This window comes from Streptosporangium sp. NPDC020072, from assembly GCF_040631445.1.
Taxonomy (GTDB): domain Bacteria; phylum Actinomycetota; class Actinomycetes; order Streptosporangiales; family Streptosporangiaceae; genus Streptosporangium.
The window spans coordinates 185,112-202,237 of the sequence record NZ_JBEYAB010000003.1 but is presented as its reverse complement, the minus strand read 5'-3'; the positions used below and the strand labels follow the sequence as shown (position 1 = coordinate 202,237).

The following is a 17,126-nucleotide window of genomic DNA, read 5'->3' as shown; positions in this document are numbered from 1 at the left end:
TCCGAAACACTGAGCGGGCAGACTGGTAGAAGGCCAGGCGTGTGCCCGCAGACGTGCACCGTGTCGGCCTCGGCAGTGGAGGAGAGAGGCTTTGGACCGCCAGCAGGAGTTCGTTCTCCGTACCCTTGAGGAGCGCGACATCCGGTTCATCCGGTTGTGGTTCACCGACGTGCTCGGGTTCCTGAAGTCGGTCGCCATCGCCCCCGCCGAGCTTGAGGGGGCCTTCGCGGAGGGCATCGGCTTCGACGGCTCGGCGATCGAGGGCTTCGCCCGCGTCTACGAGTCGGACATGCTCGCCAAGCCCGACCCCTCGACCTTCCAGATCCTGCCCTGGCGCAGCGAGACACCCGGTGTGGCCAGGATGTTCTGCGACATCCTCATGCCGGACGGCTCACCGTCGCACGCCGACCCGCGCTGGGTGCTCAAGCGGACCCTGGCCAAGGCCTCCGACATGGGCTTCAGCTTCTACACCCACCCCGAGGTCGAGTTCTTCCTGCTGAAGGACAGGCCGGAGGCGGGCAGGCGGCCCGAGCCGATCGACGACGGCGGCTACTTCGACCACACCCCGCACAGCTCGGGACACGACTTCCGGCGCAGCGCGATCATGATGCTGGAGTCGATGGGCATCTCGGTCGAGTACAGCCACCACGAGGGCGCCCCCGGTCAGCAGGAGATCGACCTGCGCTACGCCGACGCGCTCACCACGGCCGACAACATCATGACCTTCCGGCTGGTCATGAAGGAGGTCGCGCTGGAGCAGGGCATCTGGGCGAGCTTCATGCCCAAGCCGTTCACCGAGCACCCCGGCTCCGGCATGCACACCCACATGTCGCTGTTCGAGGGAGACCGCAACGCCTTCTACGAGCCGGGGGCCGACTACCAGCTCTCCAAGGTCGGCCGGTCCTTCATCGGCGGGCTGCTCGCGCACGCCGCCGAGATCACCGCCGTCTGCAACCAGTGGGTCAACTCCTACAAGCGGCTGTGGGGCGGCGCCGAGGCCATCGCCGGGGCGGGCGGCGAGGCGCCGAGCTACATCTCCTGGGGGCACAACAACCGCTCCGCCCTGGTCAGGGTGCCGATGTACAAGCCCCACAAGAGCGGCTCGACCCGCATCGAGTTCCGCTCGCTCGACTCGGCCTGCAACCCCTACCTCGCCTTCGCGGTGATCCTCGCGGCGGGCCTGAAGGGCATCGAGCAGGGATACGAGATGCCTCCCGGCGCCGAGGACGACGTCTGGGCGCTGACCTCGGCCGAGCGCCGGGCGCTGGGCATCCAGCCGCTGCCGCAGTCGCTCGACGAGGCCATCGCCGTGATGGAGCGCAGCGAACTGGTCGCCGAGACCCTGGGCGAGCACGTCTTCGACTACTTCCTGCGCAACAAGCGCGCCGAGTGGAGCGAGTACCGCCGCCAGGTCACCGAGTTCGAACTCGGCCGCTACCTTCCGGTGCTGTGACGGTCTCCGGGGTGCGGCAGGGGGCCGTACCCCACCTGCCTCACGCGGGGGCGTCCCGAGCGCGGTAGGGTTCAAGCGCGCGGGCGGTTCCGGCGCCCGTACCCTGTGACCCCCGATCATGCGGGCTGCTTCGGCGTGCCCGCGACCGGCCGGTCCGCGGGGCGCGGGCCGGGCGAGGTTTCGCGGCGACGACCGGCGGGCCGTCCCCGGAAGACTCGTCGGCAAGGACGCGCCCCCCGCGGTTCCCCTCAGGACGGCGGGTGGCAAGGCGCCGTTGATCCGCTCGTCACCGTCACCTGGTTCGCCGGTCCCGTGGCGGCTCCGGTAAAATCAGTCGGTCCATTTATAGGGATTTTTCGAGGACAAATCGCCGTAAAGGGCGATTAGGAGGTGCCGTATGACAACGGCTGCCGAGCTGCAGACCGTGGTGACCGTCCCGGCGCGTTTCCGTGGGCCCGAGGGCTCAGCGAACGGCGGATGGATCGCGGGTACGGTCTCCCAGGCGTCGCACGGCGCCCGGCATGACTCGGCCGTCGAGGTCACACTGCATGCCCCCACACCGCTGGAGACCGAGCTCTCCCTGCGGCACCTGGCCAACAGCGCGACCCTCACCGACGGGGAGACCCTGCTCGTCGAGGCCATCCCGGTCGCCGAGCGGCTCAACGCCCCCGACTTCGTGCCCTTCAACGAGGCCGCCCGCGCTGAGAGCGGTTTCGCCGGGATCACCGGCCACCCCTTCCCCGGCTGCTTCGTCTGCGGCCTGCGCGACCCGGGGGACGGCCTGCGGATCTTCCCCGGCGCCGTGTCCGGCGGCGAGCTGGTCGCCGCGGGCTGGCGGGTGCCGATGACCGTCACCGACGAGGACGGCGTCGTCCCCGACGCGCTCGTCTGGGCCGCCCTCGACTGCGCTACCGGCTGGGCCCACTTCGGACCCGGTGAGTCGGCCCTGCTCGGCAGGCTGACCGCCAAGGTCGAGCGGCGCGTCTACCCCGGCGGCACCTACTCCGTCGTCGCCCGCGCCACGGGCCGCGAAGGCCGCAAGCTCTTCGGCGAGAGCGCCGTCTACGAGGTCGACGGCACCCTGGTCGCCGCCGCCAAGGCCGTCTGGATCACCTCCGCCTGAGGTCGTACGGGACCGGGGGCCGCACCCCCCGTATCCCATTGAAGACCGATATGGGGTCTGGTACGGCTTTCGCCGATAATTGCGGCATGAGAATCACCGTCGTCGAGAACGAAGCCGGAGCGGGCCTGGGCGCCTTCGCCGGATGGCTGGCCGACAGCGGCGCCGAGTGCGAGGTCGTCCGCCCCCACCTTGGAGAGCCGATCCCGCGGCGGGCGCGGGACGGCCTGATCGTGCTCGGCGGGACGGCGGCGGCCTGGGAGGACGAGCGCTTCCCCTGGCTGCCCGAGACCCGCGCCCTGATCAGGTCCTCCGTCGAGAACGGCGTGCCGACCCTGGGAGTCTGCCTGGGCGCCCAGCTGATGGCGCTCGCCTGCGGCGGCTCCGTCGAACGCGGTGAGCACGGCCTTGAGGTTGGCGTCACCGAGGTCGTCCCTCTCCCCGCCGCCGCCGACGATCCCCTGTTCACCGGGTTCGGCCCGGTGCCCGCCGTGCAGTACCACGGTGACGCGGTGACCCGGCTGCCCGAGGGAGCCGTGCCGCTCGCCGTCGGCGACCCCTACCCCAACCAGGCCTACCGCCTGGGCGAGAGGGCCTGGGGGGTGCAGTTCCACCCGGAGGCGGACGTCGAGGTCTTCACCGACTGGACCGGCCACTCCGCCGACCACCTGACCGGGCTCGGCCACTCGGTCGAGGAGCTCAACGCGGGGGTCAAGGCGGCCGAGGAGGACCTGACCCGGACCTGGCGGACCTTCGCCCGGCGTTTCGCGGCCGTCGTGGAGTCCGCCGGGGAAGGCACGGACGCCGCCGGCTGATCGGCGCGGCCGTACCGGGCGGGGATGACGGGGCGGTGATCGGGGAAGGCCACACCCGTGCCCGGTGACCGTGGACGAGGGAGGGTGAGCGCCGTGCCCCGGATGGAGACGACCGCGGGACGGATGGCCAGGCTCGGTTTCGCCGACGCGGCCAGGGCGGACCGGCTGTTCGGCGAACTGGGCACGCGGGCGGCGCGCGAGGCGGGCCTGCTCGACCCGCTGCTCGACTCCCTCGTGGCGACCGCCGACCCCGACCTGGCGCTGACCTCGCTCAACCGGCTGGCCGAACGGGACGAGGAGGCCGTCGAGGCGCTCACCGCCGATCCCGTCCTGCGGGCGCGCCTGCTGGGCGTCTTCGGGGTCAGCGCCGCGCTCGGCGACCACGTGGTCAGGCACCCGGAACACCGGCACCTGCTGGACGGCGCGCGGGACCTGAGGCGTCCCGCCGCCTCCGAACTCCGCGCCGGCCTGCTGCGGGCGGTCGGCGCCGACCCGGCGGACCCCGAACCCAGGGCGGCGGTCACCGGCACCGAGACCCTGGTCGCGCTGCGGGTCGCCTACCGGGCCCGCCTGCTGTGCCTGGCCGCCCGTGACGTCCTGGGCCAGGCCTCGCTCGCGGAGGTCGCCGCCGAGCTGTCCGACCTCGCGGGAGCCGCGCTTGAGGCGGCGCTGGCCGTGGCCCGGGCCGAACACGCCGACCCGGGAACCGTACGGCTCGCCGTCATCGGCATGGGCAAGTGCGGGGCGCGGGAGCTCAACTACATCAGCGACGTGGACGTCGTCTTCGTGGCCGAACCCCGCCAGGGCGCGGAGGAGACCGAGGCCATCCGGCTGGCCACCCGCCTGGCCCAGGGCATGATGCACGTCTGCTCGGCGGGCACCCCCGAGGGGGCGCTGTGGGAGGTGGACGCCGCGCTGCGTCCGGAGGGCAGGTCCGGGCCGCTGGTGCGCACCCTCGCCAGCCACCGCGCCTACTACCGCCGTTGGGCCAAGACGTGGGAGTTCCAGGCGCTGCTGAAGGCCCGCCCCGTCGCGGGAGACCTCGAACTGGGCGAGCAGTACGTCTCGATGACGAACGAGATGGTCTGGCAGGCGGCCACCAGGGACCGGTTCGTCGAGGACGTGCAGGCGATGCGCCGCAGGGTCGAGGCCCACGTGCGCGGTGACGAGGCGGATCGTCAGATCAAGCTCGGGCCCGGCGGGCTGCGCGACATCGAGTTCGCGGTGCAGCTGCTGCAGCTCGTCCACGGCCGCCTCGACCCGCTGCTGCGCCGCCGCGCCACGCTCCCCGCGCTGGCCGCGCTGTCCAGGGGAGGCTACGTCGGCAGGGACGACGCCAGGGCGCTGGCCGAGGCCTACACCTTCCTGCGCCGGGTCGAGCACCTGATCCAGCTCTACCGGCTGCGCCGTACCCACGTGGTGCCGGAGGGGGAGGGCGACCTGCGGCGGCTCGGGCGCGGGCTGGGCATGACCGTCGATCCGGTCGGGGAGTTCACCGTCCGGTGGCGGCGGCACGCGATGGAGGTCAGGCGCCTGCACGAGAAGCTGTTCTACCGGCCGTTGCTGCAGGCCGTGGCCCGGCTGCCAGAGTCGGAGGACCGGCTCTCGACCTCCGCGGCGCAGGCCCGTCTTGAGGCGCTCGGCTACGCGGACCCGGCCGGGGCGCTGCGCCACATCAGCGCGCTGACCAGCGGGGTCTCCCGGCGGGCCGCGATCCAGCGGACCCTGCTGCCGGTCATGCTCGGCTGGTTCGCCGACGCCCCCGACCCGGACGCGGGCCTGCTCGGCTTCCGCCAGGTCTCCGACAGGCTCGGCGCGACCCCGTGGTACCTGCGGCTGCTGCGCGACGAGACCGCCGTCGCCTCACGCCTGGCCAGGCTGCTGGGCACCAGCCGCTACGTGACGGGCCTGCTGTTGCACGCCCCGGAGGCGGTCGCGATGTTCGGCTCGGACGCCGACCTGGCCCCCCGGCCCCCGGAGGCGCTGCTGGCCGAGGCGCGGGCCACCGTCGGGCGCTACCCGGGTGAGGCGGAGAGCGCGGTCGCCGCCGCCCGCGGGCTGCGGCGCAGGGAACTCGTCCGTACGGCCGCCGCCGACCTGTCGGGGCTCCTCGACGTGGAGCGGGTGGGGCAGGCGTTGTCGGCGCTGAACGACGTGACCGTCCAGGCCGCGCTCGACGCCGCGATCGGCAAGGTCGAGATGGAGCGGCGAACCCCGCTCCCCACCAGGTTCGCGGTGATCGCGATGGGCCGTCTCGGCGGCCTCGAATGTTCCTACGGCAGCGACGCCGACGTGATGTTCGTGCACTCGCCCCTGGAGGGGGCGGCGGAGCGGGAGGCGACGGAGGCGGCCTTCGCGGTCGCCAACGAGCTGCGCCGCCTGTTGGCGCTGCCCGCCCCCGACCCGCCGCTGCTCATCGACCCCGACCTGCGTCCCGAGGGCCGTCAGGGGCCGCTGGTGCGCACACTGGCCTCCTACGCCGCCTACTACGGGCGCTGGTCGTCCCCCTGGGAGTCCCAGGCGCTGCTGCGCGCCCGCCTCTCCGCCGGGGACGCCGCGCTCGGCGCGGAGTTCCTCGCCCTGGCCGACCCGGTGCGCTATCCGGCCGGGGGCATCCCCGACGCGGCGGTGCTGCAGATCCGCAAACTGAAGGCCAGGATGGAGGCGGAACGGCTGCCCCGGGGAGCCGATCCCGCCCTGCACACCAAACTGGGCAGGGGAGGCCTGTCGGACGTCGAGTGGGTCGCGCAGCTGCTGCAGCTGCGCCACGCGGGGCCGCTGCCGTCGCTGCGGACCACCCGGACCCTGGAGACGCTGCGCGCCGCGCTCGCCGAAGGGCTGCTCTCCGAGGCGGACGAGGCCGCGCTCGCCGGGGCCTGGCGGCTCGCCTCCCGCGTCCGGGACGCGATCATGCTGGTCAGGGGCAGGGCCGCGGACTCCATCCCGGTCGACGTCCGTGAACGCGCCCTCATCTCCCGCACCCTCGGCTATCCGCCCGACGACAGCGGGGACCTCGTCGAGGACTACCGCCGGGTCACCCGCCGCGCCCGTCTGGTCATGGAACGCGTGTTCTACGGCGAGTGAGCGTTTTACCGGTTTCCGGTGATGTTGTTGCGCCTCCAGGGACGGACGTGTATCAACGGTGCGGGTGATCTACTGTGATATCGGTATACGTTGACCTGGCCATCGGCCTGGTGCTGGCCTTCCTGCTGCTGTCGCTCCTGGTGAGCGGTGTCAACGAGGCCATCGTGAGACTGCTCGGCATCCGCAGCAAGTTCCTGTGGGCCTATCTTCGTGACACGCTCGACGGCGGGCGGGGCAAGGGCGTCTCGTGGATTCCGTCGAAGGTCCTCGACGTCTTCGCGCGGCTCCCCTTCTCCAGGCACGATCCGAGGCCCGTGCACGATCCCGAGCCCGCGCCGCCGGTGGTGGAGCCCGTGCCGGTCGATCCCGAGGTGGTGCTCGCCACGGAGGCGCCCGCGCCCGCGGTCGACATGACCAAGCGGCTCTACGAACGCCTGCAGGAGATCGACCGTCCCGAGGGCGCCAGGACCAGCATCGCCGACATCCCGCCAGAGCGGTTCGCCTGGGCGCTGCTCGAACTGGTCGCCGCGGAGAAGGAGGGCGTCGAGGGGCTGATCGCCAAGCTGGAGGCCGTACGCAGCCCGCTCGCCGGACACCTGAGGGGTGTCTGGGAGGGTGCCCAGCGCGACATGGGCAGGTTCCGCAAGGGCGTGGAGGACTGGTTCGACGGGGAGATGCAGCGGCTGTCGCGGCTCTACCGTCGTTACGTCAAGTGGGTGGTCTTCACCCTGGCCGTGGCGCTGACCCTGCTGTTCAGCATGGACTCGCTGGAGTACGGCAAGACCCTGCTGCGGGACAACGCCTACCGGGCCGCGGTCGCGGCCATCGCGGGCGGCGGGGAGAGCACGGCCGAGCTGAAGGACTCCCTGAGGGACAGGTGCGCCGTCGCGGGGTCCGTCGAGCCGTACTCCTGTGTGACCGAGGTCTTCAGCTCTCCGGCGCTGGTCAAGATCTTCGACCACGCGGTGATGAGCGTGACGATCCCCGCGGGCGACTCCGGTCCCTCCTTCACCTTCGACGCCGGCGCCTGGTGGAGCCGTCTGACCACGATCGGCCACTGGCCCGGTTATCTGATCACGGTGTTCGCCCTGCTGTTCGGAGCCTCCTTCTGGTGGGACATCCTGCGCAGGCTCACCGGCATCCGCGGCAGCCGTTCGAGTTGATAAATGGAGGATGCCTCCGTATGGTTGGGTGAACCGGAGAGTGCCTCCGGTAAAAATCCTCCGGGGGAGCGCGACCCATGAGTGTGGATCTCGGGCGTATCGGCGTGTGGACCTTCGCCTTCGACGGCAGGCCCGCGACCGAGGTGCGGGAGGCCGCGGCCGAGCTGGACGAGCTGGGCTACGGCACGATCTGGTTCGGTGAGGCCTTCGGCAGGGAGGCGCTCACCCAGGCGGCGCTGCTGCTCGGGGCGACCGGGCGGCTGGCCGTCGCCACCGGCATCGCCAACGTCTTCCTCCGGGACCCGATCGCCATGGCCGCGGCGGAGCGCACCCTCGCCGAGGCCTTCCCGGGCCGCTTCCTGCTGGGCCTCGGCGGGCACCGCACCGTTGACCAGCCCGCCGGTCTCCTGCCGCACCACGGCCGTCCCGTGCCCACCATGCGGGCCTACCTGGACGCGATGGACCAGGTGCCCCTGCAGAGCCCGGCGCCGGCCGAGCCCTCGCCCCGCGCCCTGGCCGCCCTCGGCCCCGGGATGCTCAAACTCGCCGCCGAACGCACCCGAGGTGCCCACACCTACTTCGTGCCGGTCGAGCACACCGCCAGAGCCAGGCAGGTCATGGGGCCGGGAGCGCTGCTCGCGGTCGAGCAGACGGTCGTCCTCGACCGGCCCGAGCGCGCCCGCGAGATCGCCCGCGGCTTCGTCGCCGGGTACGGCCAGGCGCGCCACCAGGTCGAGAACCTCGAACGGCTCGGCTTCGGGGAGGACGACCTGGCCGGGGGCGGCAGTGACCGGCTGGTCGAGGCCCTGGTGGCGTGGGGGGACGCCGGGGACATCGCCGGACGGGTGCGTGAGCATCTCGACGCGGGCGCGGACCACGTCTGCGTCCAGGTCCTGTCGGCGGGGGAGGGCCTGCCCGTCCGGCAGTGGCGCGAGCTGGCCCCGGCCCTGCTGGAGCTTTGAGCTTGAGCGAGCATTTCTACATATAGCGGAAATATCCGGCGAAATCCTTGACGGTGGTGATCGGGTCGATCCTGATCCTCGTCCCGGTTCGCAGCGCGTTGATCATCTTGCCGTCGCCGACGTAGACGCCCACGTGGTGGGTCTTCACCCGGTCACCGAGCCTGCCGTAGAACACCAGGTCGCCGGGGCGCGCCGCGGAAGCGGGAATCCTGCTCAGCCGCCGGATGTGGTCGTCGGTGTTGCCGGGCCCGAGCACGTCCCCGCCGTAGGCGAGCGAGTAGACCCACCTGACGAGTCCCGAGCAGTCGAGCCCCCGCGTGGTCGTCGCCGGGCACGGCCTGATCGATCCCCGGTAGCCCGTACAGGTGCCGAAGGAGGGCCCGGGAACCTCGTCGTGACCGCCGCCCCAGGAGTACGGGATCCGCCCACCCCGCCAGCCGGGCTGTTCCTGCCCGGCCTTGATCGCGTAGGCGATGGTGGTCACCCGCTTCAACAGGGCGGGCAGAACCGGCACCGACCCCCCGCAGACCAGCAGGGTCCCCACGAGCACGATCGCGAGCATCGGCCATCGTGGAGAGGCCCTCCGGCGTTCCCGCCCATCGCGGTCGTCAGGCTGCTTCCGGGGCATTCCGTTACGGTACCGCCACTTCTGTCCGAGTGATCCACCCGTTGAAGCCGTTGGCGCGACGCGTATGTCGGGCCGCGCTCCTTTGGCAGTCGCACGAACCTGTCAGAAGGCGAGCTGGAGCACCGCGGAGCCGACCGTCGCCCCGACGGAGGCCAGCAGCAGCCAGAAGCCCCAGCGGATGAGCAGATACTTTCTCAGGACGATCACGCTGACCGCCCTGATCTGCTCGGCCAGTTCGATCAGGTCGCCGTCGGTACGGTCGCGCAACGCCTTGGCGATCTCCTCGGCGGAACGGTAGCGCCGGACGTCCCCGAAGTAGGTGATGCCGAGGGGTCGTCTGGTGATGCGCGGGTACACCGCTTTCGCCAGGCAGAACAGGGCGGCCAACGCGCACCCTGCCCCCGCCCACCACAGCCACTGCAGGGCCGTGTGCAGCCTCAGCGGTGACCAGTTCCCCGCGAGCAGGCCACCGGCGACCGCGCCGATGCCCACCCCCGCGACACCCAGCAGCACCTGTGCCTTGGCGTCGGCCCGGTTGAGCTCCTCACGGGCCTCGGCGAGCATCCGGCTGCCGTGCGCGCGCGCACGGGTCTCGGGATCGGACGGCACCGGCGTGGCCGTCCTGGTCATCCACCGGAACACCGTGTCCCCCTGATTGAGCGAACCCCGGCAACCGCCGCGAATACGGCGAAGCGCGCACGACAAGATCGCACTCTACGCGACACCCGGTGGCATGTGGCAGCGGAATCCGCGAGGCGTCGCGGGAACAGACGAACCGGGCGAGGCGGATGCCCTGGCCGGTGGAGAGCCGTGCGCATCAGGCTCGGACGGTCAGGCCGCCGCCCGGCAAGGGATCGGTTTCTCTCGACGCGACGACCTTCGGGAGCGGCGAAACGCCTCGGGCGAGCGGTTCGGTTCCGCCTGGATCCGACGGACTTTCACCTCGGGCGGACGTCGGTGAGAGTCGGTACCGCCCCAAGGTCGCGTCAAGCCCCAGGATGTCGAGCCATGGACCTGGTTCTCGGCATCGACGCGGGCGGCACGTCGTCCCGCTGTGCGGTTCGCACCCTCCATGGAGACCCCGTCGGCTACGGCCGCTCCGGGGGCGGCAACCCCACCGCGCACGGAGCGGCCGTAGCCCGCTCGAACCTCGCCTCGGCGGTGCGTCAGGCGCTGGGCGCCCATGATCCGGCGTCGGTGCGCGCGGCGGTCGCCGGTGTGGCCGGATCCTCCGCCTCTCCCGATGACCTGACCGAACTCTGGGCCGCGCTGGGACTCGGTGTCTCACCCCGCGTGGTGGGAGACGTCGAGATCGCCTTCAGCGCCGGAACCGCGGCCCCCTCGGGAACGGTGCTGATCTCAGGGACGGGGGCGATCGCCGCGCACCTCGCGGACCGGTCGGTCACGGCCGTCTCCGACGGCTACGGCTGGCTGCTCGGCGACACCGGCTCCGGGTTCTGGCTCGGCCGGCAGGCGGTCGGCAGCGTGCTCGACACCCTGCGCCACGGCGCGCCCCCGTACGGAACACTGGCGGAGGCCGTGGTCGAACGGCTGCTGGGAGCCGTGGGGACACCACCCGGCCCCGATCGGGTGAACGAGGTGATACGGGCGGTCCATGCCCGCGCGCCCCTGGCACTCGCCGAGCTGGCGCCACTCGTCACCGCCGCGGCCGAAGCCGGGGACACCACCGCCACGAACCTGATCACGCGGGCGGCCGTCCACCTGGTCGACACCGTCGCCAAGGTACGCGCGCCGGGGGACACCGGCCCGATCGTCCTGGCGGGCAGCGTGCTGACCGGAAACGGTCCGCTCGGCCACGCCGTACGGGACCGGCTGACCCGGCGCTGGAACGCCCCGGTGACGACGGCGGGCGACGCGGCGTGCGCCGCCGCGTGGCTGGCCGCCCGCGACCTGGTGCCCGACCCCGACGCCCTGCACGCCCGGATCATGCGGGCATGACACGTTCCTCCCCGCCGTGCGGGGAGGAACACCTGTGAAAGGCCGCCCGGCGACCTTAAACAGCAGCGTTTTCGCAGGTCATGGCCCTTATCTACACATCGTAGTAAAGCTCGAACTCGTGGGGGTGGGGACGCAGGCGGATGGGGTCGATCTCGTTCTCACGCTTGTAGGAGATCCAGGTCTCGATCAGGTCCGGGGTGAACACACCGCCTTCGAGAAGGTAGTCGTGGTCGGCCTCCAGCGCGTCGAGCACCTCACTGAGCGAACCGGGGACCTGCGGAATGCTGCGGGCCTCCTCCGGAGGAAGCTCGTAGAGGTCCTTGTCCACCGGCTCCACCGGCTCGATCTTGTTGCGGATGCCGTCGATCCCGGCCATGAGCTGCGCGGCGAAGGCGAAGTACGGGTTGCAGGACGGGTCGGGCACCCGGAACTCGATGCGCTTGGCCTTCGGGTTGGACCCCGTGATCGGGATGCGGATGCACGCCGAGCGGTTGCGCTGGGAGTAGACCAGGTTGACCGGAGCCTCGTAGCCGGGGACCAGACGGTGGTAGGAGTTCACCGTCGGGTTGGTGAAGGCCAGCAGCGACGGGGCGTGCCTGAGCAGGCCGCCGATGTAGTAACGGGCGGTGTCCGACAGGCCCGCGTAGCCGACCTCGTCGTAGAACAGCGGCGCGCCGTCCTTCCAGAGCGACTGGTGGCAGTGCATGCCGGAACCGTTGTCGCCGAAGATCGGCTTGGGCATGAAGGTGACGGTGTGGCCGTACTCGATGGCCGTGCTCTTGACGATGTACTTGTAGAGCATCATCGTGTCGGCGGCCTTGAGCAGCGTGTTGAACCGGAAGTCGATCTCGGCCTGCCCGGCGGTGCCGACCTCGTGGTGCTGCATCTCCACCGGGATGCCCGCCTCGATGAGGCGGCGCACCATCTCCGAACGCAGGTCGGTGAAGTGGTCCATCGGCGGGACCGGGAAGTAGCCGCCCTTGTAACGCGGCTTGTAGCCGAGGTTGCCGCCCTCCTGGGCCTTGCCGGTGTTCCAGGCGCCCTCGATGGAGTCGATGTGGTAGTAGCTGGCGTGCGCGCTGGTCTCGAAGCGGACGTCGTCGAAGATGTAGAACTCGGCCTCCGGGCCGAAGAAGACCGTGTCGGCGATGCCGGTCCCCTTGAGATACTCCTCCGCCTTGCGGGCGACGTTGCGCGGGTCGCGACTGTAGGCCTCACCCGTCAGCGGGTCGTGCACGAAGAAGTTGATGTTGAGCGTCTTGTGCCGGCGGAAGGGGTCGAGCACGGCCGTCGAGGGGTCGGGCAGCAACAGCATGTCCGACTCGTGGATGGCCTGGAAGCCGCGGATCGAGGAGCCGTCGAACATGAGGCCGTCGGTGAAGACGTTCGCCCCGAAGTTCTCCGTGGGGAATGTGAAGTGGTGAGTCGTCCCGGGCAGGTCCGTGAACCTGACATCGACGAACTGCACCCCCTCGTCCTTGATGAACTTGAGGACGTCGTCGGCGGAGTTGAACACGCGAACCTCCCAAGGGGGACGAGCTTTCAGCTCGAAAGTAGGCTTGAGCCGTTACCGCCCCGTGTCTCATTTGTTTCACCCGTGTTAAGGAGAATCGCCCCACGTTAGTCCTGGAATGCGGCCGTACCGGGCGGATGAACGCTTCCTTTGCCGGACTTTTCACGTGCGGGAGGCGAGCGTGCACTCCTCCTCGCGCGGTTCCCGGTCGAGCTCGTAGGGGTCGACCGGGGCGCCGGTGGCCTTGGAGAGCTCCTTGTCGGGGACGGAGTCCTCGTAGTACGGGTGGACGAAGCCGTCGTCGACGTCGCAGCGGGCACCAGTGACGGCCCCGTCGTTCCACTTGACGGGCCACACCACCAGCCGGCCGTTCTCCCGGTAGGCGATCACCTCGCCGACGCTGTGCACGATGATCCGCTCACCCTGCCCGGTCTCCCCCGGCCGTCGTACGGCGTAGACGAACAGGTAGTTCACGGTGATCTTCGCCCCGGTGCGGCCATCCTCATGGAACGAGGCGTACTTCGTCCGCCCGTTGACCTTGATCACGTCGGTGGCCAGTTCGGCGGCCTTGGGAGCCAGGCTGGTGACCCAGTATCTGGTGTTGAAGTGGCCCTTCTTCGGCTTCCTGTTGTCCAGGTCCTTCAGGAACCACTCGCGCTGCTCCGCAGGGAGGAGCCTCGCCAGCGCCGTCGGCCTGCCACCCGCGAGAGTCTTACGGTCGAGATGGGTCGCCGCGAGCATGTCCCGGGTGCTCTTCAAGGCGGTGGCGACGTCCTTGCGGCTCAGGCCGCCCGTCGCCCGGGCCTTCGGCGACGTCAGTCCCTTGACACCCTCGGCGTAGTCCTTGGCGGGAGACCCCTCGAACGGGGAGACCGGCTCGGGGGTGACGGGGACGGGCTCGGTCTCCTCGGGAACCGGGCCACCGTGGTTCTCCCGCGCCTGAAGGAAACGGGCGGAGAGGGCCTCGCCCACCGGGGCGACCCACCCGGGCCGGTAGACGGTGACCAGCCCGGCGGCCACGACGAGGACGAACGCCGCGAGTAAGGTGATCCGCCATCTGCGGCGACGCCTGTAACGCGGCAGGTGAGACCACGCCTTCTCCATCCTCCGCCGCTCCTTGCGCTCGATCTGCGAGGTCAAAGCCTCGAAGCGCCGGTTGATGTCGTCGTTGTCAGTCATTGGGGGTGCTCCGGGAGGGGAGGGCGAAAAAGATCATGACCATGATGTACCGATCGCATGGCCGATGCGGTCGTTTGGGGGAGTTCGAGGGCGACCACGGGGGCGGATACCGTTGAACCATGAACAGCAGGCAGCAGCCCCGTTGGACCCAGACCTGGCTCGGCGGCGTCAGATCCGCCGGAGTCGACCTGGGCTACCCGGGGGAAAGGCTCGGACTGCCCCAGGAGGGCAGCGGATCGGTCGCCGGATTCGGGCGCAGGATCGGCGCCCTGGTGATCGACTGGCTGATCTGCACCTGGGCCATCACCCAGGGACTCCTGCGGATCGACCCGACCCACCAGAGCTGGGTTCCGGTCGCGGTGCTCGCCGCCGAATACCTCCTGCTCGCGGGCACCATGGGCATGACCTTCGGCATGCGCCTGACCGGCATCAGGATCGCCGCGCTCAACGGCGGGCGCGCCCCGTTCCCCTCGATCCTCGTGCGAACCGTGCTGCTGTGCCTGGCCGTACCCGCCCTGATCTGGGACCGCGACCAGCGGGGCCTGCACGACCGCGCCGCCGCGACCGTGGTCGTCCGTATGTGAGTTACGGCCGCACGCAGGTGAAGATGGCCGTCCCCGGCAGCAGACGGCCACGCAGCGGGCTCCAGCCTCCCCACTCACGCTCGTGACCGACCGGCCACTCCGGCTCGGTCAGCCCGCGCAGCACCAGGCCGGAGGCGACGATGTGCCCCACCCAGTCGGCCATCGTACGGTGATGCTCGACGTAGGAGGCCTTCCCGTCCGCACCGACCTCCACGTACGGCGAGCGGTCGAAGTAGGACCGGTCGGAGGTCAGTCCGGCGGGGCCCGGATCGTCGGGGAAGGCCCAGCGGATCGGATGACTCACCGAGAAGACCAGGAGGCCCCCCGGACGCAGCACCCGGCGGACCTCGGACAGGACGGCACCGGGATCGGCCACGAACGGCAGGGCGCCGAAGGCCGAACAGGCGAGGTCGAACGACTCACCGGCGAACGGCAGCGCCTCGGCGTCGGCCTGGACGACCGGCAGCCCGGAACCACTGTCCAGATCGATCCGGTGAGAGTGCTGAAGCTGCCGGAACGACAGGTCGAAGGCGACGACCCGCGCCCCCTGCCCGGTCAGCCACCGCCCGCACTGGCCCGCGCCACAGCCGATCTCCAGCACGTCCCTGCCCGCGACGTCGCCCAGCAGCCGGGCGTCGGCCTCGTCCAGACCCTCCGGGCACCAGACGAACCCGCAGTCACGCAGGAAACCGCCGTGCTCGGCCTGGTACTCGTCCGCGGCGCCGTCCCACCAGCCGCGGTTGGCCCGCGAGGTTTCCTCGGCGCCCACCCGGCGCCGGTCGATCCCCGCCACGTCCATCAGCGCATCTTGGGGCGGGGCATCTTCGCACCGCGCGGCAGCGGGCCCTTGGGCATCGGCAGCGTCTGCGGCAGCGCCTTGAGCCTGTTGTTGACCTCGTAGACCGCGGGCTTCTTGAGGTTCCTCGGCAGCTTCATCAGGTGCCGCTGCAGCTTGGCGATGGGCACCTGACCCTCGCCGTCACCGGACTGGATGTCGTAGACGGGGACGTCCAGGGCGACACGCTGGACACGCTTCTTCTCCGCGACCAGCATCTTCTGCACCCGGGAACCCGGCCCCTCGGAGACGAGGATCACACCGGGAAAACCGACCACGCGGTGCACGATGTCCTGATCACGGTTGACCGCGACGGCGGGAGCGACCTCCCACGTGCCACGCATGCCCTGCAGGATCGCGGCGGCCGCGCCGGGCTGGCCGTGCAGCATGGAGTACTGCGCGCGCTGGGCGAGCTGGCCGAAGACCACCAGGCCGACGGTCAGCGACAGCATCAATCCGATGAAGATCAGATACCAGATCGAGCCCGTGACCAGGCCGATCACGACGCACAGCGCGAACGTGCCGAGCGCTGACGCGTAGACGATCGGCATACCCTTCGGGTTCGCCTGCTTGATGATCCCCGCGATCATACGGAGCTGCTTGATGCGCCCCGGGCGCTCTTGGTCTTCGGGCTTCTTCGCCATGACTTGAGGATACAAATTCCGGGGTCAAGAAATGAAAACGTGACCTGCCGTCCCACGGGAGTCCCGATGACCGGGAAGGATCACCGGCCCCCGCGGACGACGACGGTCAGGCGTACCTGCGGGCCTCGATGGCCTGCTGGTACAGACGGCCCGCCCGGTAGGAGGAGCGGACCAGCGGACCCGACATGACCCCGGCGAAGCCGATCTCCTCGGCCTCCTTCTGGAGCTCGACGAACTCCTGGGGCTTGACCCAGCGGTCCACCGGGTGGTGGCGGGGGGTCGGGCGGAGATACTGGGTGATGGTCAGCAGGTCACAACCGGCCTCGTGCAGGTCACGCATGGCCTGCACGACCTCCTCCCGCTCCTCGCCCATGCCGAGGATCAGGTTGGACTTGGTCACCAGACCGGCCTCACGACCCCTGGTGATCACTTCGAGGGAACGCTCGTAACGGAACGCGGGACGGATCCGCTTGAAGATCCGCGGCACGGTCTCGATGTTGTGCGCGAAGACCTCGGGCTTGGCGGAGAAGACCTCCTCAAGCTGCCCCCGGTCGCCGTTGAAGTCCGGCACCAGCAGCTCGACACCGCACCCCGGCAGCAGCGCGTGGATCTGCCGTGCGGTCTCGGCGTACAGCCAGGCACCGCCGTCCGGCAGGTCGTCACGGGCCACCCCGGTCACCGTGGCGTACCGCAGGCCCATCTGCTGAACCGACTCGGCCACCCTGCGAGGCTCGTCGGTGTCGTACTCGGCGGGTTTGCCGGTGTCGATCTGGCAGAAGTCACAGCGCCGGGTGCACTGGTCGCCACCGATCAGGAAGGTGGCCTCCCGGTCCTCCCAGCACTCGTAGATGTTGGGACAGCCTGCCTCCTCGCAAACCGTGTGCAGCCCCTCGCGTTTCACCAGTGACTTGAGCTCGGTGTATTCCGGCCCGGTCTTCAGCCGGGTCTTGATCCACGGGGGCTTACGCTCGATGGGGGTCTGGCTGTTGCGCACCTCCAGGCGGAGGAGCTTTCGGCCTTCAGGAGCAACGGTCACATCGTTCAGCTTATGTCCAGCGGGAAGGGAGCCGCGCGCGGGGTTGGGTCCCTGTCCCTTTGCTCCGCCTGGCGGCGTCGCGGGCTTGGGCGCCTTTGAGTCGGTGCTTTCCCTCGTCACTGCGTCGCTGCGCTCCTGCGTTCCTCGGTCC

General features: G+C 70.5%; 15 protein-coding genes. 8 read left to right on the top strand and 7 right to left on the bottom strand.

What is annotated here, in order from left to right; all coding sequences use genetic code 11:
* Window positions 1-91: 91 nt before the first annotated feature.
* The 6 genes from glnA (ABZ470_RS07275) (at window position 92) to ABZ470_RS07250 (ending at window position 8,597) form a co-directional block, all read left to right on the top strand.
* Window positions 92-1,453 (top strand): type I glutamate--ammonia ligase, encoded by a 1,362-nt coding sequence (gene glnA, locus ABZ470_RS07275; protein ID WP_352008797.1) that lies wholly within the window; start codon window positions 92-94, stop codon window positions 1,451-1,453.
* A gap of 397 nt (window positions 1,454-1,850) precedes the next feature.
* On the top strand, window positions 1,851-2,576 hold the full coding sequence (locus ABZ470_RS07270; RefSeq protein ID WP_352008798.1) for a hotdog fold domain-containing protein: 726 nt from the start codon (window positions 1,851-1,853) through the stop codon (window positions 2,574-2,576).
* 86 nt (window positions 2,577-2,662) lie between these two features.
* Entirely contained in the window at window positions 2,663-3,388 is a 726-nt protein-coding gene (locus ABZ470_RS07265; RefSeq protein ID WP_362775222.1) for a type 1 glutamine amidotransferase, read from the top strand.
* Between the two features lie 102 nt (window positions 3,389-3,490).
* Window positions 3,491-6,472 (top strand): bifunctional [glutamine synthetase] adenylyltransferase/[glutamine synthetase]-adenylyl-L-tyrosine phosphorylase, encoded by a 2,982-nt coding sequence (locus tag ABZ470_RS07260; RefSeq protein WP_362910993.1) that lies wholly within the window; start codon window positions 3,491-3,493, stop codon window positions 6,470-6,472.
* A gap of 74 nt (window positions 6,473-6,546) precedes the next feature.
* Entirely contained in the window at window positions 6,547-7,635 is a 1,089-nt protein-coding gene (locus tag ABZ470_RS07255) for a hypothetical protein (RefSeq protein WP_352008800.1), read from the top strand.
* Window positions 7,636-7,712: 77 nt separating this feature from the next.
* The gene (locus tag ABZ470_RS07250) at window positions 7,713-8,597 is read left to right on the top strand and encodes a TIGR03620 family F420-dependent LLM class oxidoreductase (RefSeq protein ID WP_362910565.1); all 885 of its coding nucleotides are present in this window, start codon (window positions 7,713-7,715) and stop codon (window positions 8,595-8,597) included.
* Window positions 8,598-8,613: 16 nt separating this feature from the next.
* On the opposite strand, the gene ABZ470_RS07245 is transcribed toward ABZ470_RS07250, so the two are convergent.
* Together ABZ470_RS07245 and ABZ470_RS07240 are read right to left on the bottom strand one after the other, a co-directional pair.
* Window positions 8,614-9,225 carry a C40 family peptidase gene (locus ABZ470_RS07245; protein WP_362775231.1) on the bottom strand — a complete coding sequence of 204 codons (612 nt, stop codon included), beginning with the start codon at window positions 9,223-9,225 and terminating at the stop codon, window positions 8,614-8,616.
* A 102-nt stretch (window positions 9,226-9,327) separates the two neighbouring features.
* Window positions 9,328-9,855, bottom strand: coding sequence for a Pycsar system effector family protein (locus ABZ470_RS07240; RefSeq protein WP_362775233.1), 528 nt, complete (start codon window positions 9,853-9,855; stop codon window positions 9,328-9,330).
* A gap of 378 nt (window positions 9,856-10,233) precedes the next feature.
* On the opposite strand from ABZ470_RS07240, the gene ABZ470_RS07235 reads away from it, so the two are divergent.
* The gene (locus ABZ470_RS07235) at window positions 10,234-11,184 is read left to right on the top strand and encodes a BadF/BadG/BcrA/BcrD ATPase family protein (protein WP_362910563.1); all 951 of its coding nucleotides are present in this window, start codon (window positions 10,234-10,236) and stop codon (window positions 11,182-11,184) included.
* Window positions 11,185-11,275: 91 nt separating this feature from the next.
* Here ABZ470_RS07235 and glnA (ABZ470_RS07230) read toward each other — a convergent pair whose 3' ends face one another.
* Together glnA (ABZ470_RS07230) and ABZ470_RS07225 are read right to left on the bottom strand one after the other, a co-directional pair.
* Window positions 11,276-12,700, bottom strand: a complete 1,425-nt coding sequence (gene glnA / locus ABZ470_RS07230; protein ID WP_352008805.1) for a type I glutamate--ammonia ligase — start codon at window positions 12,698-12,700, stop codon at window positions 11,276-11,278.
* A 159-nt stretch (window positions 12,701-12,859) separates the two neighbouring features.
* A complete protein-coding gene (locus ABZ470_RS07225; RefSeq protein WP_362910561.1) occupies window positions 12,860-13,876 on the bottom strand; it encodes a hypothetical protein in 1,017 nt (338 codons plus the stop codon).
* Between the two features lie 119 nt (window positions 13,877-13,995).
* Between ABZ470_RS07225 and ABZ470_RS07220 the strand changes: the two genes are divergently transcribed.
* Window positions 13,996-14,460, top strand: a complete 465-nt coding sequence (locus ABZ470_RS07220) for an RDD family protein (protein ID WP_352008807.1) — start codon at window positions 13,996-13,998, stop codon at window positions 14,458-14,460.
* A 1-nt stretch (window position 14,461) separates the two neighbouring features.
* Here the strand turns inward: ABZ470_RS07220 and ABZ470_RS07215 are convergent, their stop codons facing one another.
* From ABZ470_RS07215 to lipA, 3 genes are all read right to left on the bottom strand, one after another.
* Entirely contained in the window at window positions 14,462-15,259 is a 798-nt protein-coding gene (locus ABZ470_RS07215; RefSeq protein ID WP_352008808.1) for a class I SAM-dependent methyltransferase, read from the bottom strand.
* On the bottom strand, window positions 15,259-15,939 hold the full coding sequence (locus ABZ470_RS07210; protein WP_352008809.1) for a DUF4191 domain-containing protein: 681 nt from the start codon (window positions 15,937-15,939) through the stop codon (window positions 15,259-15,261). Before ABZ470_RS07210 ends, ABZ470_RS07215 begins: the two co-directional genes overlap by 1 nt.
* A 106-nt stretch (window positions 15,940-16,045) precedes the next feature.
* A complete protein-coding gene (gene lipA, locus ABZ470_RS07205; RefSeq protein ID WP_352008810.1) occupies window positions 16,046-16,975 on the bottom strand; it encodes a lipoyl synthase in 930 nt (309 codons plus the stop codon).
* Between the last annotated feature and the right edge of the window lie 151 nt (window positions 16,976-17,126).